Origin of the sequence: Bradyrhizobium sp. WYCCWR 13022, from assembly GCF_030435535.1 — a bacterium.
Taxonomy (GTDB): domain Bacteria; phylum Pseudomonadota; class Alphaproteobacteria; order Rhizobiales; family Xanthobacteraceae; genus Bradyrhizobium.
In genome coordinates, this window is record NZ_JAUIZJ010000015.1 from 265877 (window position 1) to 287080 (window position 21204).

Annotated in this window: 16 protein-coding genes and 1 pseudogene; 9 read left to right on the forward strand and 8 right to left on the reverse strand. The window is 57.1% G+C overall.

Annotation, left to right across the window (positions count from 1 at the left end; all coding sequences use genetic code 11):
- Nucleotides 1-2: 2 nt before the first annotated feature.
- From QY049_RS22685 to QY049_RS22710, 6 genes and pseudogenes are all read right to left on the reverse strand, one after another.
- On the reverse strand, nucleotides 3-1334 hold the full coding sequence (locus QY049_RS22685) for a type II toxin-antitoxin system HipA family toxin (protein ID WP_128929975.1): 1332 nt from the start codon (nucleotides 1332-1334) through the stop codon (nucleotides 3-5).
- Nucleotides 1335-1944: 610 nt separating this feature from the next.
- Nucleotides 1945-3050, reverse strand: a pseudogene (locus QY049_RS22690) (IS630 family transposase).
- A 63-nt stretch (nucleotides 3051-3113) separates the two neighbouring features.
- Nucleotides 3114-4463 (reverse strand): alpha/beta hydrolase, encoded by a 1350-nt coding sequence (locus QY049_RS22695; protein WP_128929974.1) that lies wholly within the window; start codon nucleotides 4461-4463, stop codon nucleotides 3114-3116.
- A gap of 12 nt (nucleotides 4464-4475) precedes the next feature.
- Nucleotides 4476-5642 (reverse strand): serine protease, encoded by a 1167-nt coding sequence (locus QY049_RS22700; RefSeq protein ID WP_232995545.1) that lies wholly within the window; start codon nucleotides 5640-5642, stop codon nucleotides 4476-4478.
- 8 nt (nucleotides 5643-5650) lie between these two features.
- Nucleotides 5651-6226 (reverse strand): M12 family metallopeptidase, encoded by a 576-nt coding sequence (locus tag QY049_RS22705; RefSeq protein WP_237864942.1) that lies wholly within the window; start codon nucleotides 6224-6226, stop codon nucleotides 5651-5653.
- A 102-nt stretch (nucleotides 6227-6328) separates the two neighbouring features.
- Nucleotides 6329-7417, reverse strand: coding sequence for a hypothetical protein (locus QY049_RS22710; RefSeq protein WP_128955132.1), 1089 nt, complete (start codon nucleotides 7415-7417; stop codon nucleotides 6329-6331).
- Between the two features lie 279 nt (nucleotides 7418-7696).
- Here QY049_RS22710 and QY049_RS22715 point away from each other — a divergent pair, with 279 nt between their 5' ends.
- The 8 genes from QY049_RS22715 to QY049_RS22750 all read left to right on the forward strand — a co-directional run bounded on the left by QY049_RS22715 (nucleotide 7697) and on the right by QY049_RS22750 (nucleotide 16317).
- Nucleotides 7697-9022: a hypothetical protein gene (locus QY049_RS22715; RefSeq protein ID WP_128929971.1), complete on the forward strand. Its 1326-nt coding sequence runs from the start codon at nucleotides 7697-7699 to the stop codon at nucleotides 9020-9022.
- A 76-nt stretch (nucleotides 9023-9098) separates the two neighbouring features.
- A complete protein-coding gene (locus QY049_RS22720; protein ID WP_128955131.1) occupies nucleotides 9099-10061 on the forward strand; it encodes a helix-turn-helix domain-containing protein in 963 nt (320 codons plus the stop codon).
- Nucleotides 10051-10512 (forward strand): hypothetical protein, encoded by a 462-nt coding sequence (locus tag QY049_RS22725; RefSeq protein ID WP_128929969.1) that lies wholly within the window; start codon nucleotides 10051-10053, stop codon nucleotides 10510-10512. The genes QY049_RS22720 and QY049_RS22725 overlap by 11 nt, the downstream gene beginning before the upstream one ends.
- Before the next feature lie 297 nt (nucleotides 10513-10809).
- Nucleotides 10810-11121: a type II toxin-antitoxin system HigB family toxin gene (locus tag QY049_RS22730; RefSeq protein ID WP_128929968.1), complete on the forward strand. Its 312-nt coding sequence runs from the start codon at nucleotides 10810-10812 to the stop codon at nucleotides 11119-11121.
- Nucleotides 11121-11495, forward strand: a complete 375-nt coding sequence (locus tag QY049_RS22735) for a type II toxin-antitoxin system HigA family antitoxin (RefSeq protein ID WP_074274398.1) — start codon at nucleotides 11121-11123, stop codon at nucleotides 11493-11495. The genes QY049_RS22730 and QY049_RS22735 overlap by 1 nt, the downstream gene beginning before the upstream one ends.
- Before the next feature lie 615 nt (nucleotides 11496-12110).
- Nucleotides 12111-13187, forward strand: coding sequence for an AAA family ATPase (locus QY049_RS22740; protein ID WP_128929967.1), 1077 nt, complete (start codon nucleotides 12111-12113; stop codon nucleotides 13185-13187).
- Nucleotides 13090-15624, forward strand: a complete 2535-nt coding sequence (locus tag QY049_RS22745) for a S8 family serine peptidase (protein WP_128929966.1) — start codon at nucleotides 13090-13092, stop codon at nucleotides 15622-15624. Before QY049_RS22740 ends, QY049_RS22745 begins: the two co-directional genes overlap by 98 nt.
- A gap of 549 nt (nucleotides 15625-16173) precedes the next feature.
- Nucleotides 16174-16317 carry a hypothetical protein gene (locus QY049_RS22750; protein WP_232995543.1) on the forward strand — a complete coding sequence of 48 codons (144 nt, stop codon included), beginning with the start codon at nucleotides 16174-16176 and terminating at the stop codon, nucleotides 16315-16317.
- 432 nt (nucleotides 16318-16749) lie between these two features.
- On the opposite strand, the gene QY049_RS22755 is transcribed toward QY049_RS22750, so the two are convergent.
- Nucleotides 16750-18006, reverse strand: a complete 1257-nt coding sequence (locus tag QY049_RS22755) for a diguanylate cyclase (protein ID WP_128929965.1) — start codon at nucleotides 18004-18006, stop codon at nucleotides 16750-16752.
- 1096 nt (nucleotides 18007-19102) lie between these two features.
- On the opposite strand from QY049_RS22755, the gene QY049_RS22760 reads away from it, so the two are divergent.
- Nucleotides 19103-19912: a GntR family transcriptional regulator gene (locus QY049_RS22760; RefSeq protein WP_232995542.1), complete on the forward strand. Its 810-nt coding sequence runs from the start codon at nucleotides 19103-19105 to the stop codon at nucleotides 19910-19912.
- Between the two features lie 41 nt (nucleotides 19913-19953).
- Here the strand turns inward: QY049_RS22760 and QY049_RS22765 are convergent, their stop codons facing one another.
- Entirely contained in the window at nucleotides 19954-21114 is a 1161-nt protein-coding gene (locus QY049_RS22765; protein ID WP_128929963.1) for an amino acid aminotransferase, read from the reverse strand.
- Between the last annotated feature and the right edge of the window lie 90 nt (nucleotides 21115-21204).

A 21204-nucleotide genomic window follows, 5' to 3' on the forward strand; every position in this document is an offset into this window, starting at 1 on the left:
GCCTAATCTGTCACATTGCGCAGTTTGGCAACACCGTTCGCCATATCTTCGTTGCGAATGATTGCATTCGTCACGACGGAGACCGGCACGCCGCACTTTCTTGCAATCTCTGGAAGGGCCCGGAGAAGATCTTCCTTAGCTGCCAAAGCGGACATCAATTTGTGGGCGGGCACCTTGGGGCTAGAAACTGTCTCACAGACGAGCCTCCAATCAGGATTGGTGTCCTGTCCTCCACCATCGAGCATGCACCCCCACCTTGTGGAACGGACGATGCCCGCTGTCGCGATCTTCATTGGTGCGAAATCGAACAAGGGGGCGAGACGTATGCTTCCATCCGGGAATTTTCTAAGCGCGGCGTTTCGACCATGATTATCGGGATTGCCCATAGCCAGGTTCAAGACATCTCGCAGCAGATACTCCGTCGTGTCCTCCAGCGGACACGACGAGACCTGTTGGATTGTTTTCAGATAAGTTTCGTGCCTGCTCTGAAATGCAAACTCCGCAACGCCAATCGCAGAGACCAGACTCTCTTGTCCGTAGCGGATTAGACCACCCGACGTCACCCTGCGGTCAAACCGTGGAATGACAAGCACACCATTGCCGTAGGTGCTCGTGCGTTCGACGTTGACGCCAAACTCTTTTGCGACCACCGAATAGCCCGATTCAGACTCCAGGATCCGCTGATCCACCGGCTCATCACTACGCAGAAGCTTTACGATGATAAATTCGAGGGCGTCCGCGTCCGGGACCATCGAATTCGGATACCAAAGTCCGTCTCGGGAGCGAGTCAGTGACACCTTGGGCCAGTCACCTTGCAGCCCACTCGAACCCGAGGCAAGCAAGGAAAAGCGATCAGCAACTTCGAGAAACGCATCGCTCCGATCGAGAATTTCTTCCATAGTGATTCCCGCGACCGATATGTCCTGAAGACGTTCGACCTCCTGATCATATGCTTCTTTGATGCGAATATTGCCGACGGGAGAACTCGCAGCTCTCATGAGAAGATGGACTTGGGTAGAAGGCGCCTCGACCGGAAGGTTCAGAAATCGCGCGATCCTCTCGGCGTGGTGACCTTGAGGAATTAGGTCCAGTAGAAAAGCTGGCCAGGTGCTTGCTGCGCGATCCACCAGATCGACTGGGGCGTTGATCGAGTAAGCATGTACGCCTTTAAGGGGACGGTCTTCCGCAAATGGAATGGCGCCGAACTTGGCAAAATAGCCCATTTCGTAGCTAGTTCTGGAAGGCGTCGTGTAGCCCTTTTCGGGGGCTTCCAAGTTGACAATGGCCGCCTCGTGCCACGTGCCTTCTATGAAAGTTTCTACAGTCAGGTCCATTTACAAATCCCTTTAGGGATGTATATGGCAGGTGAGCTCAAGAATCAACCCATTATAATGGAAGTATTAATAGCGGAGGATCCGTTCGGACACTGCAGTCGTTGCCCATCATGCTTTTGGCCTGCCGGATCTTTGCGCCGCCACCACGGACTGAGCGGCCCCTCAGAGATGCTCGCCCCGCGATCAAGTGCGGTGACGGCGCAGCCCTGTATTCAGCTCTCATTCTGATGGGCTTCATGCTGAAGAGCGGACCCGGCCAGAGGACCCAGAGGGCGCCTCCTTCGGCAAGACCTAAAAAGCGCAAAGGCTGGCTGTTATGATGGAGCGTCGCACGCTCAAACATCAAAAGCCCGAACGGACTTTTACCATCAACTGAGTAAGCGGCACTCGTACGACGAGATGCGCGCTATCCCGATCCAAACTGTGGTCTTCCCGGGCGCATGCATGTACGGTCCCCGATCTCACCACGGCCCGCTTCTCACTATCGTGCAAGACTGCTCGATTCCGCGAAAGCTGCGCGACATTTGCTGCCGTTACATAAAGGCTTCGAAATAGGAACGAGCCGCACATCAACGAGGATTAATGCGCACGCCCCCCTAGTCACGTGAATCTAAAGTTCGCCGCATAAAGTCTGCTGGGCTTTGTGGCAGAAGCGTTTGACGGAAGCCAAGATCTGGTCTGCAGACTTGGTCCATTTGAAGGGCCTCGGGTTATTGTTGTGCAGTTCGATGAAGGTACGGATGTCGGCCTCGAGCTGTCTGACGGAGGTGTGAACACCTCGCTGGATCTGCTTTCTGGTGAGTTCAGCGAACCAGCGCTCGTTCTGATTGATCCATGACGCGGAAGTCGGCGTAAAGTGGACATGGTTGTGCGGCCGGCGAGCGAGCCACGCCTTGATCTTAGGTGTCTTGTGGGTGGCGTAGTTGTCCATGACGATGTGGACCGCAAGCCCCTCGGGGATTTGAGCGTCGATTTCCTTGAGGAACTTCAAGAACTCGACCGCCCGATGACGCTTGTAGCATTTGCCAATGACAAAGCCGGAAGCGACATCGAGCGCGGCAAACAGTGTGGTCGTGCCATGTCGCACATAACTGTGCGTGCGACGTTCTGGCATCCCAGGCATCATCGGCAAGACCGGCTGCTCGCGATCGAGTGCCAGGATCTGGCTTTCTCATCAACGCTGAGGACAACGGCTCGGTTCGGTGGGGATAGATAAAGGCCGACAATGTACCTTGTCGACGAACAGTGGATCGCTCGACAACTTGAATGTCTGGCTACGGTGCGGTTGCAAGCTGAACGCCGACCACATTCGGCGGATCGTGGTGTGGGAAAAGCCAGTTTCCGCAGCCATCGAGCGGATCAACCAGTGCGTCGCGTCGGCCGGCGTCGTACGCAATGTCCGCTCGATTACCTCAGCAACCTGATCGTCGTCGATGGTGCGAGGGCGGCTCGGGCGGGCTTCATCAAGCAGGCCATCACAGCGATCCTTCTAAAAAAACCGACGGCGCCACTTGCCAACGGTGTGTTCATGGATGCCGAGTTCAGCAGCCACAGACTTGCTTGGCAGGCCATCCGCACATCGCAGGATCGCGCGGCATCGCTCAGATAGCACCGCGCGACACGATGACGACGAACTTGCCTCTCTAGGTACGTGCGCTCCTGCGGACTGAGCACTAACGGCGCGATCGGCCGGCCTCTCACACCTGCATTCCCCACAAGCGCTCTCCTCTACAAAGATTCGAGCCATCAACTAATGTGATGAACTTGCGTTCCAGATGACTAGTAAGGATACATCCAATAGGTCGCGTTGAGCTCGTTAGGCATCGAGCGCAAAGTTGGGGTCCGCTGCGGTGGCTTGAGGTGGCTAGATGAGGAGATGATCCGGCCGATATCGTCGAGGACCGCCCGGCTCGTTGAATAGGTACTATGATTGAGCGCGAACATTTCGCTTCCGACCGCAGAGACATCGATCGTCTCGATGCCCGAGACGAGAGTTGGACCGCTCTTAGTCACATAGCCCATTCGCGATTTCGACTGCGCCTTCTTCATCGAGGCGAGCAGAGCCAGATCAGTTGACGAGGCGTACACGGTCACCGCACCCGCGGCCGCTTTGATCTGGTTAGCCCGCTCCAGATAGAGGTCACGGTCGACGTCGGGTGCTGCGAAAATCAGCTCGGTAATGCCAAGCGCTGTTTGGCTCAGCGCTGCCTGCTGCAAGGCGCCCAATACCACTTCGCTGCCAAGGCTGTGTGCGATCAGGATGATCCGCGAAACGTTCCCCTCCGTCTTGATGAGCTTGAGAAGATCGAACAATCCATCGGTGGCATGCAAAGCACTTTCGCGGTCGTAATCGTAATCCGCCAACCCGCCTTTCGAGGGCCAGGAATAAATCATGACGCGGCCCTTGTAATTTGCATCGAAGGCAATCTGAGCGGCCTTGAACGCTGCATCCGAGAAAGGAACATTGTAGCCATGGACGAACAGCATCAGGCTGTCGGCAGGATTGGCGATCGCGGAGGCAAACTCCTCTCGTGAGAGCTTCGATAGAGTCTGGATTCGAAAGTGCTTTCCGTCCTGCTCGGCCTCTGTCCAAATGCCGTACAGATATGTCTTTGGCGTTTCGACTTCGCCCATCTTGTGAACGATCGGTATGCTCACAGTCACGCAGCCATAGGTATTCGTGGCCGAACGATCATAGGTGATCTGTTTCAGCTGCAGATTCGGGCCTCCCATCACCTCGCGGTTGGTCGCAAAATAAACGGGCACCAAGCCCTTGATGGCGGGCTTGTTGGGAGCCTCGGCGCCAGTTGGCGTCGGTTTCTCGGGAGGTGCTTCCTCACTTGCCTCACCCGTTGTGGGGCGATGATAGCCATAATCATGGCGTCTCGGACCATAATACCTCGGGCCGTAATACCTTGCGGCATGATGGTGATATCCTGTCAATGCACGCCCGTGGTGCTGATGCGTGTTTTGGGCTTGGGGCTTTGACGGTCTCGAGATAGGTGCTTGATGAGCGCAGCCGACGACAAACATGCAGACCAGAGCAATTAAAGCCGCGCGGAGCTGCCGGAACGACGAGAGCCAGTGCAGCGCATTTGAAGAATCGGCTCGCAATGTCGAGACGACCATGGCCCCTCCTCCTTACTTCGCAAGAACTTGAGATAGATTGACGGTAGCACCGAGCCATCCACGGTACCGATCGACGGCGGGTCCACTGGTCAGCTTGTAGGTGAAGCGCGCCTCTGCACCGCCATCGTTGATGGCGCAAGCAATGTTGCCGGCTCCGTTTGCCGTCTCGACATGCCAGGAGCAGCCGGTGATACGGTAGCCCGGCTCGGCTGGGAACGTCTCGGCGTAGTCGGCCGAATGCTCGGCAAACACGACGGGATGATCATCCTTGGTCTTGTCGACGGTGTATGAGCGCTCGATCTGCTTGAGCTCGACGAGTTGCGATAGCGGAACATTGACGATGAGCCGCCGGTCTTCTGGAAGCAACGTGTGAAGCGCGCCGGCCAGGATCTCGGGAATTTTCACGCCCTGATTGGCTTGCGTCTGCACATGGGTCGAGTTGAGCTTGCTCCAGTTCTCGAATGAGATTGTAGTGTCGACCCATTTGGTCCAGCAGACGGATGGTTGGGGGATAGCCGCAATCAGCTTGTAGAGCGGACTCGCGGCTATGACCGTGGCAGGAATGATGAAATTCACTCCGTTGACCTGGGCATCGTTCCATTTGACGATGCCGCCGACAGCGATACCGAGGAGCGCGCCGAACTCGTTGAACGCGGGACCTCCGCTGTTGCCGACGTTCATGACAGTATCGGTTTGCCAGCGCCCATTTGGGCTGGTTTGATTGCTGATCAGGCCGCTCGATATGCTCAGATCCAGGTCGAGGGGATAGCCGAGCAGATAGAGTTGGGTTCCCATTGGGGCCTGCTGGCTTTCATTGATGACCGGCATTGGGCAGCGCGATGCTCCGCCGCTGTTGCTGGCCGGCTGGGCCAACTCGAGAAGGGCAAGATCGTTGGCGTCGTCGCGGTGAATCGCGCTGACTTTGATTGGGTTTGCGTTGCGCGAGCCAAGGCGAGCATCGACCTCAAAGCTCTTGTAGTTTTCCTCGCGTCCGACCACATGGCTGTTGGTGAGCACGAGGTTGTCGCCGATCAGAAGGCCGGAGCCGCCTCCGACTTCCTGCTTGCCGTTGTACATAACGCCGACAAACTGGACATGAACAGTCCTGACGTTATAGCGCGCGGCGATCTGCACCGCGGCGCGATCGGCTAGCGCCTGCCCGGAGATGACAAAGAGCAAGGCGAGGGTCAGGACGGATAAAACGTTCTGACGGCTGCGATATCGAGTGGGCTGAGTTGTCCGCTTCCGTTCCATGCTGGATTACAATAGTTCATGATGGAATTGGGGTCGTATTTAGTGACTTTGTAGTCGCCGACCGATCCTGAAAATTTCTCGTTGCGGCACTGTTCCGGAGCATCGTCGCGGTTCTGCTCGTGAGTAAAGCCGAGCGCGTGCCCGAATTCGTGGACAGCGACCGCACGAATGCAGAATTCGCGCTTATTGATGCATCCTTTACTCCAATGATTGAAGCTGAAATTCAAGGTCATGCCCGAAGACTTGCCATCGAGATACTTGCCGACGACGTCGGTGTGCGCGCCCTCGTCGGCGATGCGCACATGGACGCCGGCTGCGCCCTCTTTACAGGCAGGCCAGGTCTTGGCGAACCAAACGCCTCCTTGTGCTGCGCTTTCCCAGGTCTCGGCCACGGCTTTTCGGACGAGTTCTGCATATTTCTGGTCATGAGGATTGAGGTTTTCCCAGCAGACCGGGATTTCCTTCACGTCCCATTTGGAGCTGCGGATCACAGTTCCGAAGAGCTCCATCTCCGACACCCCTGAGGGAAGCGCAGGCTGAGCCTTCGCGCTGCTGCAGGGGAGGAGCACGAGAAGAACCAGCAATCCGAGCAGGCAGTAACGAGTCATGTTTTATTGAGTAGGCGTTGGAGATGGCGGGAAGACTGGCACCGGCGCGAAGATAAAGCCGTTCGTCCGCGGGCCACCACCAGCCCTTGGCCGGCGGGCTGCGGCCCCCCCGCTCTCCGGCAACTCCTGCGACTTTTCCCCTCCCGGGATTGGTGTCGTGTAAATCGGATTGTCCTTTGATCCGAGCGCCGGCTGTTTGGCTGCATAGCTGGCCGAGCCAGACTTTGCTCCGTTGGCCAAGACGGCATTCGGCCCATTGATGTAGATACCGAGATTGCTGAATTGCTGCGCAGATGCGGAGGCTTGGATGGCGGCCGGTGTCCAGCGCGCCGATGTAAGGGAGTATTTGGCCTCGATGCCTCCGGTCACTTGGATCGAAAAAGTATAGGTCATCTGCGCTGGCTCAGCTATTTCCGATGGCATAGCCGGCGTCAGGTTGTTGGCGGCGATCAAAATTGCATTGTCGCGCAGCCAGGCCGCCAATGGCTTGGAGGCATCGACGGTGATGCGCTTGAAAGCGGCCCGTTCCGGATATTTGTTTTCGGCGAGAGCTTCGAGCTCGAGGAGCTCGGTCGGCGTTCCCCGGTAGCAGCCGCGCTCATATGTTGCCGGGCTAGATGCCAGCGGCAAGGTATCAGACGCAAGCTCGGCATTCTGTTTCAAGAGAAATGACCAGATCAGGTCGTAGGTGTCCTGCGCCGAAGCCGTGGGGCCGACATGGGTCACTTCGGCGGTGGTGGCACTTAGAACGCGCTTATAGTCGAAGGCGGTGCCGGACCCGACACCGCCGGTATCGGTTACTTTCAGTTCCAGGAAGAAGGTGCCGTATAGGAACGGGTCGATGTCGAAATGGGCGAAGCGGTCGAACGCCTCTTCCGGCCTGGTCTTGTAGATCTTGAGGTAGTGCTTCCGCCTTTCGCGCTCGATCTGATAAAAGGTGACGACCTCGCACCGGATCGATTTGAGAAAATATGGCAGTTCGCCGGCTGTGATCACGCCAGTCTGCGGATCGTGCACATAGTACAGGCTGGTGCATCCGCCCATCGCAAAGCAGGCGCCAAGGCAAGCCGCGGCCCGGCTGATCTTCCACATCGATTGTGCCCCCTGTCCGCTTCGCGTCGCTCGCGCGCGGATCTCCCGCCCAGATTGAAATGCTTTGCTCGTGCTTCGTCAAGAGTATCGGAAGCCATATGCAGCTTTTCGTTGCCATCGTATAATTCGATGCAGAGTTTCTGCGCGTTCTGACATTCAGAGCAACTGCGCCCGCAGCTAGATGATGAGACGCGCGTAAGTCACAGTCGGGCCGATTGCAAATAGCGAACCGTACGCCTATCAATGGCACATATTGGCGAAGTCGTTTGGACGAGTCGTTTGCCTGGGCCTGCGGACAGCCGCCTGAAGACAACGGAGTTCGGCAAGTGGAAGAAGGCAGCTGGTGAGCTTGCTCAATCACAGGCCTCGATGACGCATGCCAGAAGGGACGAACTGAGGAAGGCTCTGATCGAGCTCGACAAGTTGTTCCGCAAGGCGCCGCCGAGCGTGTACAAGGCTTACCGCAATCTTTCGGAGCGGCGTCTTGAAGAATCTGCCCGGAGTTTCGGTGACAGCGTCGGAGAAGGCCGCCTCCTTTGGTCCGTTTCCGAGGAGACCCCCGAGCAGGTTGCTGTGTCGCTTGGAGGTCTCATCCGGGCCATCGACCGCGTGCTGCTCGAGCGGCGGTCGCAATGGCCGATTGCATCGGGCGAGTGGCGCCTGGAGGCGCTCGGATGCTGGTTCATTCCGCGACAGGGCGTGAGCGCCGGCCGCCCTGCCCGGCGGAGCCAAGCCTATTCAAAGCGAGGCCTGCTATTTCATCGGATCCTGCCCACCTTCATTGACGGCTATGCCGTCGAGGTGGTCGATAGCCGTACCTTGCATAGTGCCGCTCAAGACCCCACGAATTGGAAAATGGGCGCCTGCCTTTTCGAGGCGCTCAAGCTTGAGGCGGAGTTCGCAACGGTAGACGGGGACAAGCGTTTCATCGTCAGCGGCGTCGATGCGCCGGCGGCGGGGAACGCGGTCTTGCTTCAGATGGCGAACGCGTTGCAGGAGAACTGCATCGCAATCGTCTGGCCCGAGCTCACGGTACCACCAGGACTGCGAGAAAAGATCGTCAAGTTCATCCGCGAGCGAGATGTGGCCGACCCGCTGGAGCCTCCGGAGATCGTCATTCCGGGAACGTGGCACGAGGTGGCAGGCAAGGAGATTGTGAATCGGGCCCGGATTTATGACGGTTATGGCGAGGAGCGGCTCGTCTACGACAAGATCGCCCCTTACGCCGATGACGACTGGGGGATCGAAAACATAACTGCTGGCGAGCGGATGTGCGTGCTTGCGACTGAAGGCGCCCTGATTGGCGTCGCAATTTGCCTCGACTTCTGTGACGTCTGCGACACGCCCTTCAGGGACCTGGATGTCGATGTGATGCTGGTCCCCTCGATGGGGAACGACCGCACCATGCAGGGCCACCAGACGACTGCGAGCCAGGTGGAAGTGAAGTTCGGCACGCGAAGTTTTGTCGTGCAACATCCCACCCACAACCGCTACGGGGATGGCCGGCTTGGTACTATATTACCCCTCCTCAAAGAGCCGAACGCTGTTTCCGCCCGGGAACTCGGTCAAAAGACCGTTTGGACTGCCTACAAATGGGGCCGGTGACACCCTAGATTCAGAGACTAAAATCAGAGTAAAGCGTTGTAAAATGATCTTAAGGGTTGTGACGTAGGGTATGGCCATGTCGGACGTAGCATTGGAAAAGATAGAGAGCGGCGAGGCCACCGCGACTGAGGCGCGGAGCGTCATTTCGGAATTCCTTAAAGAGGGATCCGAAAGCAGCCTGGAGCGTATTTACGCAACACTTGGGGCTTGGCTCTGGAATTCTCTGGAGAGCCGGCGCCGCGATCCGGAGCTGCGGGAATGGTTTGATATTCTGCGTCGGGTGAGCGCCTCGCTCGCGCCGAAGAATGCCGCCTATGCCGAGCGCTTCAGAGCGTTTTACGATCTTCTGCAGATGTCGATCAACACCGCCAAGGTTGCTCGTCCAAGCGAGGTCATGCACCGTCAGCATGTCGTCGAGATACTTCGGTTGTTGCGGGATGCACCGTCGCGTCAGCTGGAGAAGACGGTCATTGCTAAGAAACTGGATCTGAAGGATGCCAATCTCAGCCGCATTCTTCGCCTGATGACCAATGCGCGTTTTGTGGAACGAACGGCGGCTGGAAAGTTTGCTCATTTCGCGCTGACGCGCGATGGCCTTATGGCGCTTGAAAGGCACGAAGGGCCCACAGCAAGGGGCGCTGGCCAATTGGCGCAGCTTATGCGCAGGAAAATGGGTCTCAGAACCCACCCTGCCCTCACGGCTGAAGAAAATGTCGTTCTTCGCAGCCTGTTTGATTTGCCGAGCCCGATGCATCCTACGTTGCATGCGGCGGGACTAGTGATGCGTGACCCGCTTGGCGTCCGTCAGGTGATGGAGGACTACCTGCTTCATCCGCCGGCACCGACAGCTCCCGGCTATATGAAGGCGCGAACGAAGAGCTCGTATCATGGCTCGTCGGTGACGGTCGTGCAGGTGAAGAAAGCCGAAGGTCACGGCGCCTCCACATCGATTGAGGCGGTGAACAGTCCAAAGCCCGTCTCGTTCCCTTCGGGTATGCTGCACTTGAGCGCAGGAGAGGACTCCGAGCATGTCGAATGAGGATCTCGGGGCTTCGACAACGGAGCAGGCGCAAGGCGAATCGGAATCGCTAGTATTGTATGGAAACACCCTGCTCGATCGGTTGACCTTTGTTTCGACGACGTTCAGCTCGCTCATCATGAGCATGGGAAGGGTCGGGCGCGACAACCGCGAGGTGTTGGTGCCACTGGTCGAAGTCAGATTCGAAGGTCCCTCTGGCCAGGACGAAAGCGCCTTGAAGTCTTTCTTTTCGGAGCTCGTGCCGCTGGAAAACCTCGCCTTCGTCCTCGAAGACATCTCGGGTGATCTTGCAACTGTTTGCCACCAGCTGAGCGCTGTGAGCGAGGGACCGGTCAAGCCTGATCTCAGGCGGCTTGCCGAAACGAGCAGGTTCCTGCAGGACGCCAAAAGCAACCTGGACAAGTGTCTCGCCGATCTGGAGCGAATTGGTCAGCCGCCCAATCTTCCCTAGCGGAAGTCTTGAGAGCATCTGCGGCGAGACGATTCTTTTGCTTCTAACGCACAAAATTGTCCAGTCGCAATTGACCGCGTCATTCTGAGTTCGAAATGCGATTTTGATTTATCAACCGCGGGGCGTGCCTAGAAGCGTTCGCGGCGGGCTTCGGCTTCGCCGCGAAAGTGCGAGCCGATCGGATCGTGAATTAGCCCCGAGTGGCAAGACTATCTTACTGTCGGCGGGCGGCATGCGTTTCCCAAAAATGGAAATTCCCCTCTTCCATTTTTGGGAAATCGACGGTAGTATCCCTTCATGCTGGTGGTCGGCACGGACCTTGGTGAGCGCTATTTTGCCGAACGCTCTGGTCATCGGGGCATCGATGCAGCGCGCGCTCAATACAGGGCATGGCTGGCAATTGCTGAGGCTTCGGACTGGCGGACGCCGCAACAGGTGAAGCGATCGCATCCCAAGGCAAGCATCCTGAAAGGCGGACGCGTGGTGTTCAACATCAAGGCCAATGACTACCGCCTGATCGCCATGGTTCAATATCGTGATGGCGTGTTGATGATCCGCTTTTTCGGCAGTCATGAAGACTGTGACAAGGTGGACGCGGAGACGGTGTGATGAAGGCAACATTGATAATTATCCAGAACCAGGCCGATCATGAGGCGGCCAAGGCGCTTGTCGGCAAGCTGATGCAATCTAACGAGGCTGCCGATCGAGCGCGTATGGTAGCTCAGGCTCGCCTTATCGAGGCTTATGAACGCGCACGCTGGCCGCGCAAAGCGCCGCCGTTGCCCGATTTGCTAACCTATCTGGTGGAACAACATGGTTTGACGCGCGCTGATCTTGTGCCGCTTCTGGGCACTGCTAGTCGCGTCAGTGAGGTCATGTCCGGCAAGCGCGAATTGAGCATGACGATGGTGAAGCGTCTGCGCGAACGTTTCCATATTCCAGCGGATTTGCTGATCTCCGCGAGCGGAAGTGTTGCGGCTTAGGTCAATCGGGACCATGACTTTCGATAGGGGGCTACTTTGCTCGGCGGCCGTGAATATTTGCATCGACGCGAGAAAGTTCAGCGCATGCGATTCCAACGCCTTTTAGGGATTAGGGTCATCCATTGCTTGCAGCAGCTCGACTATGCACGGATACGAGCATCGGCGCCCCCGGTGGGCTTGATCCATTTGCTCACGATTCTCGCTCCGGAACAGGTCGAACGCCGGTATTGGACTGCGACTTGACGGCATTGAACAAAAAGTGAACAATCCCCTGACGACCCCTCTCGGATGGGCATAAAGCGCCAAAGCGCGCGAGGCGAGTGCTCGAAGGCTCTGCCGGACTTTCGGTCGGCGCTAGCTATGAAGGCTGGCTAGTTTTGTCAGAGGCAGGCAGTCAACAGGATGACGGGGAATGCTTGAGCAGGCAGAACAGACTCGACCAGTCATGACGGCGGACGAGAAGTCTTATTTGTTGCAGCTTTTCAATATGTTAATCCCCGCCGGATAGGCTCGCCGAGCGACCCCGGCAAGGAACCTTGGTTATCGGCGAGTTGTTCACAAGCTGGGACCATTTCTAGCAGCGTGGGCGCGCAATCCTGTAATAGGCTGTCTGTCATGGCCAAGAGCGACTTACTCATATCTCTCGTGCGCGCCGGTGTGACCGGCGATCGGCCAATGATGCGCTCGGCGGTCGAAGCGATTGTGGCTGATGAGCGCGCAAAGAGTCATCACGCGCTGGCCGATCGGCTTGAGCGAGCGCTGCAGACGATAGCTGTGACGCCGCCAAGTCTGGTTGCCTCTCAGCGGTCTCCGCAAGCTGCTGGGCGCGACACGATTTTAGAAGTTACGCCACGCATATCTCTCGATGAGCTGGTTTTACCCTTGCCTGCGCGCGCCGAAGGGATGCAGCTGATCGAGGAGCATGTGCGGGCAGACGTGCTGCGGGCAAGCGGATATGAGCCGCGGCATCGGGTTCTCCTGTCTGGTCCTCCAGGCAACGGCAAAACTTCCTTTGCAGAAGCGATTGCAGAGGGCCTTTCTCTGCCGTTTTTCGTGGTGCGGTACGACGCGCTCGTAGGAAGCTATCTAGGCGAAACAAACGCGCGTCTTCGCGCGCTATTCGACTATGCGCGAACCCAACCTTGCGTTTTGTTTTTCGACGAGTTCGATGCGATTGGAAAAGAGCGTGGAGATGATCACGAAACGGGCGAAATCAAGCGCGTTGTTTCGTTTCTCTTGATGCAGATCGATAAACTTCCCAGTTACGTGGTAACAATAGCGGCTACGAATCATGCTGAATTGCTTGATCGAGCCGTATGGAGACGTTTTCAGATAAAGATTGCATTTCCCGCTCCGCAAGTTGCGGAAATCGCACATTTCATAGAACGAATTTATATGGGCTGGCCCGAGCGCCCTTCGCTGTCGGCTTTTGAACTCGCGCAAAAGATTGACGCAACCTCCTATGCTGAAGTGCTTGATTTCTGTCAGAACGTTCGACGGCGACAAATTCTTGGTCTTGGTGAGATCTCGATCGATTCTGCGGTCAAGACTGAACTCGAATTTTGGTCATCGAGAGTAAAGCCAGAGAACCTGCATGGCGGCCGATCCAACGAAGCCTCTGCTGCGACTGACGCCAGGCAATCAGGCGGCAAGACCAAAAGGCAGGCCGCAACCGATCCCCAGGCCGGCTAAATTCACGGCTGCTGCACAGAATGCAGCATTTGGCCCCCGCTTCCGTCGCCTCGAACAAGTCTTGGGTCGAGACCCAAGCGGCTTAACTTTGCGATCAGACCCGTCCGCGCTGGCGCCAGAGCGGCTGCTGGTTTTTGAGGTTCGGGGGGCAGTTGCGAATTTTGCGAATGCGATCCGAAGAGTGCCTGGTCTGGAGCTCATCGATGAAGAGGAGCTGGAGGGCGATGAGAAGGACAAGTCGCCTGAGGCCTATCTTCTTGTGCCAGATGTCACGGCTTTGCAGAACATCCTGTCGCTCTGGAAGAGATGGGTATCCGGGCAAGCAATTGGGGAGGGGTTCGCACCCTGGCGGGATGTCTTTGCGACGCTCCGTGACATCAGAGTATGGGGGCCGGGAGATCGTGTTCAAGATGGTGATCGAGAGATCCTTGCGCACGAGATCGAGCTCATGGGAGATGAGGAAATTCTCCCCGTTGAGATCGAGCTTGTGTTTCGATCGTCGGAGGACATGGCGGCTTCGAACCAACAAGGAGTCATCAGCGAGATTAGGGCGGTCGGTGGCACTCTTGTGACGCAGTGCCGGATCCCGGACATCGCCTATCATGCCCTTTTGGCTAACCTGCCAGTTGCCGCGATCCGGCAAATTACCGAGCGCTCCGCGACCGGGTTGAGCGGCATGGACCCGGTCATGCACATTCGGCCACAGAGTATTGTTGCGCCGGTGCAAGTCGAAGACGCCAGTCAGCTCCAAGGCGGACTGGGACCGCTTCCTTCTGAAGGCCAACCAATTTTGGCCTTATTGGATGGCGTGCCCGTTTCCCAGCACCCTCTGCTTCGTGATCGAATGAATGTCGACGATCAATTCGATTTAGAGGGCGCAGCCGTCGTGGCTGAAAGGGCTCACGGCACAGCTATGGCTTCTCTGATCGTGCATGGCGACCGAAACACCAATGAGCCGCCGCTGGCGCGCCGCATCCATTGCATACCGCTCTTGGGGGCTGCTGATCAATTTCCTGAGGACCGGCTGATTGTCGACCTGGTTTATCAAGCTGTGGTCTCGATGCGGCGCAACGACGATCCGAGCGCTCCGTCAGTTGTGATCGTCAATCTTTCGCTCGGCAATGTCCGAAAGCCATTTCATGGGCGGCTGTCGCCCTGGGCGAGGTTGGTCGACAGATTGGCCCATCGATATGGAATTCTGTTCTGCGTGAGTGCCGGCAATCACGCCGGCTCATTCGAGATAGCATCCATCCCCACCATGGCTGCTTATGAAGCGACGGACCAGCCCGATCGGGCCAGACATACGTTGTCCGCGCTGTCGCGATTGATCACTTCTCGCCGGCTGCTTTCACCGTCGGAAACAGTGAACGGGATCACGGTAGGCTCCGCCAATATCGACGCCGTTAGCGCAGCCGATCGCCGTAGCGCTAGAGGCAGGGTCGATCCGTATCATCCGATGATCATCACCAATCCATCCAGCGGATTGGGTCCAGGATTTGCAAACGGCGTCAAACCGGATATTTTGATGCCTGGCTCTCGTGAGCATTTAACCATGGTGGCCAGTGGAACGGCGCTTGCTGTAAGGCCAAGTGGACCTGCTCGACCGCATGGGCTCAAGGTTGCAGCTCCGCCGCGCGAGGGCAGCAGCAATTGGGAGCATTACACTTCCGGCACAAGTGCTGCGGCAGCTCTGGCCTCCAGGACGGCTCACAGAATTCATGACGCTTTGGAAGACACGTACGGGCAGGACTTTCTGTCCCTGCCCCACCATCAGCGCGCCGCGCTTCTCAAGGCGCTGTTAGTGCATACAGCCTCGTGGCCGCAAGATAGCGCCGAGCTCATCAAGAGCGTGCTAGGTCCAGCTGATGCAAAGCAATTCGTCAGGCAGAAGGATAATATCCGGCGCTTCTTAGGCTACGGCGTTGTTAGTCCGGACGATGCAATTTATTGCGCTTCCGACAGGGCGACGTTTTGGGCCGTCGGAACGCTGGCGCAGGAGACAAGACGTTCGGTTGTTGTTCCGTTACCGGCTTGCATGAGCGGCCAATCTCTCCCCCACTCGGTGACCGCAACGCTTGCATGGTTCACGCCCGTGCATCCCGGTCGACAATCGTATCGCTCAGTGAAGCTTTCGCTTTTGGCGAGTTCAGATGAGATCGATCAGTTCCGCGTGCAGCCATCCAAGACGCAGCCTGATGTCAATCAGGCAAGCAAGGGGACCGTTTTCTCTCGGCGCTGGCTGGGCGACAAGGCGCCGGCTCTGACAGTCGATTCTGAAATCGAGCTGATCATTCAACGCGAGCCTGACAGAGGCAGCAAGATAGACGAGCAAGTTCCGTTCGGCGTTGCTGTAACCGTAGCCATGCCAGGCATCATTGAGGTCTACAATGAGGCTCGAGCGCGGATTGCGCCGCCCATTGCCGTTCCGGTCCGCTAGCTCGATTGTGCTCGACCTTTGAAAGACGGATCTCACCAGCGATGGGCCTGCCTAAGGTGCCCGGAGGTGCCGCATCAATCCAAGAGGTTGAAATCCCGGGCCAAACGGCGCAGCTTTTGCACCTTTGAAATTCTCAGGTTCTCAGGCAATGAAGCCCAAGGTCTCTGGTTGCTCGCCTTCGATTCCCGCAGCGTGGACGGTTTCGTGTTCGGCGCGAGCTATCCGGCCTTGAAGAATCTCATCTCGTAAGATCGGCGACGTCCGCCTCCTCTAATGCCGCTGAACTTTCGGGAATATGTCGTTGAGCGCACAGTTTTCAGGAGCAGGGACGATTTTTCATGACCGGCGTTTGCCCGAAGCCGGTGCTCCGGCCGGCTATGCCGCCCTCATCGACGCTTATCACCTCTCCGCTCCAATTCCACGGACGCTCTCGGCGATCGGGACCAAGCATCGTATCCTAGAGCAGGATGGCTGGCGCCTTTACACACCTCGGCACGCCCCAGAAGCTTCCCTTGAGGCGCATCTAACATTGCGCTGAAATACGAGGGCGTGGATCTTGCCGTCCTGAAGCGGCTTTTTCTTGCTGTGGCCGAAGGCGAAATCGTCGAGCTGGTCAAACAGAAGCTGACCGGTCTTTACAGGCGTCGCATCTGGTTCCTGTATGAGTGGCTGCTCGGTCGAGAGCTGAACTGAGAAAGATCTTCCGAATGAAGCCAGAGTTCTTCAAGGGTTCGACACGTTCTGCGCCGGCGTCGAGCGTTTAGTCGATATGCCCGAGAGGACGCTGAATAACCTCTTCGGCTTTCTTCGGCAAAATCAAGGTAAGCTATCAAACCGCGCACGAGCCAATGAGTTCGCGGCGCTGACCCAAGAGGAAGTCGAGAGGATTGAACAGTTATACGCAGGTTCATTTGGCAAAGCAGAGCCGTAGCCAAGTCTCTGCCGTGCAGCGAGCGAGTATCGCTTTTTCAGATCCTGGAATCTGAATATGACTGCTCAAGTGGATCAGACTCGACGCGAGATCGGCTACCCCAGCCCGGATCGGGGGAGGCACGGAAGCAATCGAGAGCTTAGCGTATGTCCCTGGCTTACGCAGCTTCCCACGGGTTTGCCCAAGCAGGAAAATCAAACCCCTCGTGCTGCTTCTGAGGACGACGCCATAAACGTCAATGGTTCAGTCAACGAGCGAACGGTGGCGTCGGCCACAAGTGGAGGCCAGACCTGATTACGTCCTTTGCCTTTGGCGGCATACAGGGCGTGATCGGCCGCAGCAATTAATTCCAGAGGAGACAAATCCGACGGCGAACAAGCTGCGACGCCAAAACTGGCGGTGACGATGCCTAAGAGGCTCCGGCCTTCATTGGGGATCGCAGCAATTTCGATCGATCGGCGAATGCGTTCGGCCAGCCGCACGGCATCCATCATCGCCATATCCGGCAGGATTATCAGGAATTCTTCGCCTCCATATCGGGCGACGAGGTCACCCGTCCTTCGTATCTCTGCCTGAAGTATGGCGGCGACTCGTTTCAGGCAGAGGTCGCCTGCAGCATGTCCGTAGCGATCGTTCAAGTGCTTGAAATGGTCGATATCGATCATGACAGCTGAAACGGGCGATGCTCGGCACTCGGGGCGAGACCAAACTCGCGACAGTTCATCATCAAGATGCAGCCGGTTTGCTAACCCCGTCAATGGATCGCGGCGTGAAGCGGCGTCCGCATCGGCGTGCCTGAGCCGATCTCTCAGCGAATAGAGGTAGGCTCTACGGAGATCGCGCTCCATTGTATAGTTTGCGATCAGAGTGATGTAACCGCAGATGAGGAGCTGAACGATGATGGTCACCGCTATCGGGGCGGAGATGTAGCTTGCGGATATGACGAACGCGGTGTGAAGCAACAGGATCGCGGCAGTCACGACACGAGCGAAGCGGAATTCGAGTCTGTGCAGTGAGACATTGGTGTAGAGCAAAGTTGGAATCACCACGTACTGGTAGTGCGCAGCGCTCTCGCTCGCCGTCAGGGCAAAACCGAGGTCGATCTGCAAGATGATGAGTAGCGGAACACTGGCTGCTAGGAGCTCCCGTACGAAGGGCCTCGGTTTGCGCGATACGAGCCAGGCGACCAATAGCATCCACGGAGTCACTATTGAGAAATGTACCCACATGGCCAGCCGCACGACGTCCGGGACCAGCAGCCAATCTCCGAGCAGAAAAAGGTTATAGAGGGGAGCCGAAACGAGCAGTCCGATCGTCAAGCGCTTACACCGCTTGTCGTGCATGTCGGCTTCAAATTGCCGTTCGATGTCCGGGGGGAATCTGATCGATCGCGTCCGTCGCCCGTTCACGCAGGCGTCGACGGAAGCTAATGTTACTGCGATCTCGTTCATTCCAACCTGCCACTCGGACAAGCGGCAGTATAGTTTCTATGCGTTACCGGACCACTTCGGCGAAGCGTAAATATTCCGTTTGATTTCCGGTTTGATCTTACCCTCTCCAGAATCTTGGCCATTTCAGCAGGAGATGAATGCCGTCGGTCCCGTATTTTCCCGGTGAAAGATCAGCAGACCAGTGGCGACTATTCGGCTGCTCCTCACCGTGGCTCGCCGAGCCGACCGCCCCTTCAGGCGTGTGCGTCCGCGGAGGGTTGTATTTGGGGCGCGGTGAGACGCGCCCGCGGGTCGGGCGGCATTAAGAATGGCAGCCCAGGCCAGAAGTCCATAGACGCAACCCAAGCTCCGAGGACGGGTGCAGCCGAACCAGATGGTTGACATCCTCAAGTCCGCTTTCCTGGAACGACAGCTCGGGATCTGGCACTTTCTTGGCGATCTTGCCGCAGCAATACCCTTCCGGGAAATAGCTGACGCTGCTCGCAAAAAATTAGGTTACGTTGAGGGGTGCCATGAGCGCAGCCGGAAGTACCGCATCAGAGGACATCGAACTGGAACGCCGGCTGTTCTATCTGCCGACGCTTCATCTCGATCCATGGACGAAGGCTTGTGTTGACGGTCGCGCAATCTACCTCGATGGGCTTGAGGCGTTCAAGATTAGGAGGGCTATGCCAGCATCTCGCGCATAAGATTGTTACCGAGTTTGTCGATGCATCTACGTAGAAAGGAGGACGCGAACCAGGAGTACGCCGGATCGAAGTGCGCCTCGACGAGATTGAGCGCGAAATCAGACGCGTCCATCCGAAAGCCGCAACTGGCTTCGCCAAACTTCGCGTTGCGCCTCCTTAAGTTGGAAGGCGGCGGACTTGGAGCCTTGCCACAGCGGCAATGTTCGCATCCTTAGTACAATAGCTCCAAGTTGACTTCGCTCTTGGCCACGAGTTACATCCACATGCTGGCAAACGGGAAAGAAAGACCTTTGAATCGAGATGCTCGGCCGTTGTCGCCCATCTCACGACGGCCCAAGAAAAAGAGCCCGCTCGGTCGTGCCGAGCACTTGGCTGGGCTCATTTTGTCCGTTGTCCGTCGCGATGGGATGAAGACCGGCGATCGCCTCATCGAGCAAAAGCTTGCCGATGCGCTTGGCCTGTCGCGCGCGCCAATTCGCCTAGGCTTAAAGGCTCTAGAAGAGGCGGGGTTCGCGCGCGGTGAATTGCACCGCGGCTTTGTCTTGACAAGAGACCCTACGAGCGTAGCCGCACAATCCACACTGGCGGCGGTAAGCCGCGCGGAAGAGGCCTACGCGACGATTGCAACGGACGTGGTCGCAAAGCGCCTTCCCGCCGATGTCACGGAAGCCGAATTGCTGCGCCGTTACGATCTAACACGCACCGAATTACAACGACTGCTGGATCGGATCGCAGCGGAAGGGTGGATCGCGCGCTCACCGGGCTACGGGTGGCGTTTTGCTGAAACTGTATCAAGTCCCGAAGCGCAGACACAAGTTATGGCGTTCCGCGCGGTGATCGAACCAGCAGCAATTGCTCAACCTGGTTACGCTCTGGCGCCAGAGGTCATCGAGCGACTTCGCGAGCGCCAGCTGCGCATTTTTGATGGCGAGCTGGAAAAATTCACGATAGGTGAAGTGTTTCAATGGGGATGTGATTTCCATGAGGAGATCGCGCGCGGTGCCAAGAATCCCTTCTTCGTCGAGTCACTTAAGCGCGTAAATTCGATTCGTCGCTTGTTTGCATACCGAAGCTTCGCTGATCGCGACGGCATGCGCCGGCACGTGAAGGAACACCTGAGGCTGCTCGACGTCCTGGAGGCCCGCCGGTATGCTGATGCATCGGCTCTGATGATGCGTCATATTCGACGCCCGCTTAAGGTGTACGTCTTCAGATAGGTGCCACAGGCGGATCCGTTTCCGAGTTGCATTTCGACAGCTTAAACTGCTCGCCGGACACTGTCGACAAAGCGTGGCACGTCGTCAGTTGTAAGGCCGGCCAGATTGATCCTGCCGTTTCCAACGATATAGATCGCATCATCCTTGCGGAGACGGTCGATCGTGGCAGAATGCAAGGGTAAGGTGGAGAACATTCCCTTTTGCGCCCCGAGCTGAGAAAATTCGGGCATACCCCGTCCGACGGCCGCACGAATTTTTAAAATTCTTTCCCGCATCGTCGTGAGCTCGCGAAGCCAATCCTGACGAAGGGCGGTGTTCGACAGGATAGTGCCGACGACCGCAGCACCATGGTCGGGCGGCATGGACCAGTTAACTCTCGCTAGGGCAGCCATGGCTTGAACAGTCCGCCCTACTGAGACCGGGTTCGTGCCATAGACGAAGAGCGCTCCGGTCCGCTCCCGATACAGTCCGAAGTTTTTGCTACAAGAATAAGCGACGAACGCTTCGCTCACGCTGGACAGCACTATTTCTAGTCCTTCTCTATCCTGCTCTAAACCATCACCGAATCCCTGATAGGCAAAGTCGATGAGAGGAATGAGGCCTCTCTCCTCCACAAGTTGCGCGATCGCCCGCCATTGATCAAGGCTAAGATCCGTGCCCGATGGATTGTGGCAAGTCGCGTGAAGCAGCACGATATCCCCTCTCCTTGCGCTCTTGAGCGATGAGAGCATTTCGTCGAAGCGAAGCGTTTGAGAAATGACGTCGTAATAGGTGTACGTACCTATTTCCAATCCCACGGCCTCAAAGATTGGAATGTGGTTGCCCCATGTCGGCAGGCCCACAAATATCCGGCTAAAGGGTGCCGCCAGCTTTATGACCTCGCAAGCTAACCGGACCGCACCGCCGCCGCCAGGTGTCTGAACGCCACCTAGTCGATCCACCTCGATGTTTCCGATCGCGAGCTCGCGGATAAGGCTGACGAACTTTGTGTCACCGAGTGGGCTTACGTATGATTTGGTGTCCTGTCCCTCGACCAAGAGATGTTCGGCGGCCTTCACCGCGGACAGGACGGGCGTAACGCCGTTATCGTTTCGATAGACCCCCACACTCAGGTCGATCTTGTCCCGCCGAGGATCGTTGCGGCATGCCTCGGCTAACGCCAACACGGCGTCGGCCGGCAGATCAGGCAGGGCTTGAAACATAGCTTCTCCTTACTGAACGATCGTTTGTGCGGCTCATTGGCTCTATGCAATGAGGGCTGGAGTTGGCGCGCCTCTTCAATCGGGCACGGG

What these genes read in the sequence shown, in the direction of transcription:
- QY049_RS22685 (WP_128929975.1), bottom strand. Translation starts at nt 1,334, where the DNA reads ATGGACCTGACTGTAGAAACTTTCATAGAAGGCACGTGGCACGAGGCG.
- QY049_RS22695 (WP_128929974.1), bottom strand. Translation starts at nt 4,463, where the DNA reads ATGGTCGTCTCGACATTGCGAGCCGATTCTTCAAATGCGCTGCACTGG.
- QY049_RS22705 (WP_237864942.1), bottom strand. Translation starts at nt 6,226, where the DNA reads ATGGAGCTCTTCGGAACTGTGATCCGCAGCTCCAAATGGGACGTGAAG.
- QY049_RS22710 (WP_128955132.1), bottom strand. Translation starts at nt 7,417, where the DNA reads ATGTGGAAGATCAGCCGGGCCGCGGCTTGCCTTGGCGCCTGCTTTGCG.
- QY049_RS22720 (WP_128955131.1), top strand. Translation starts at nt 9,099, where the DNA reads ATGTCGGACGTAGCATTGGAAAAGATAGAGAGCGGCGAGGCCACCGCG.
- QY049_RS22725 (WP_128929969.1), top strand. Translation starts at nt 10,051, where the DNA reads ATGTCGAATGAGGATCTCGGGGCTTCGACAACGGAGCAGGCGCAAGGC.
- QY049_RS22730 (WP_128929968.1), top strand. Translation starts at nt 10,810, where the DNA reads ATGCTGGTGGTCGGCACGGACCTTGGTGAGCGCTATTTTGCCGAACGC.
- QY049_RS22735 (WP_074274398.1), top strand. Translation starts at nt 11,121, where the DNA reads ATGAAGGCAACATTGATAATTATCCAGAACCAGGCCGATCATGAGGCG.
- QY049_RS22740 (WP_128929967.1), top strand. Translation starts at nt 12,111, where the DNA reads ATGGCCAAGAGCGACTTACTCATATCTCTCGTGCGCGCCGGTGTGACC.
- QY049_RS22745 (WP_128929966.1), top strand. Translation starts at nt 13,090, where the DNA reads ATGGCGGCCGATCCAACGAAGCCTCTGCTGCGACTGACGCCAGGCAAT.
- QY049_RS22755 (WP_128929965.1), bottom strand. Translation starts at nt 18,006, where the DNA reads ATGAACGAGATCGCAGTAACATTAGCTTCCGTCGACGCCTGCGTGAAC.
- QY049_RS22760 (WP_232995542.1), top strand. Translation starts at nt 19,103, where the DNA reads ATGAAGACCGGCGATCGCCTCATCGAGCAAAAGCTTGCCGATGCGCTT.
- QY049_RS22765 (WP_128929963.1), bottom strand. Translation starts at nt 21,114, where the DNA reads ATGTTTCAAGCCCTGCCTGATCTGCCGGCCGACGCCGTGTTGGCGTTA.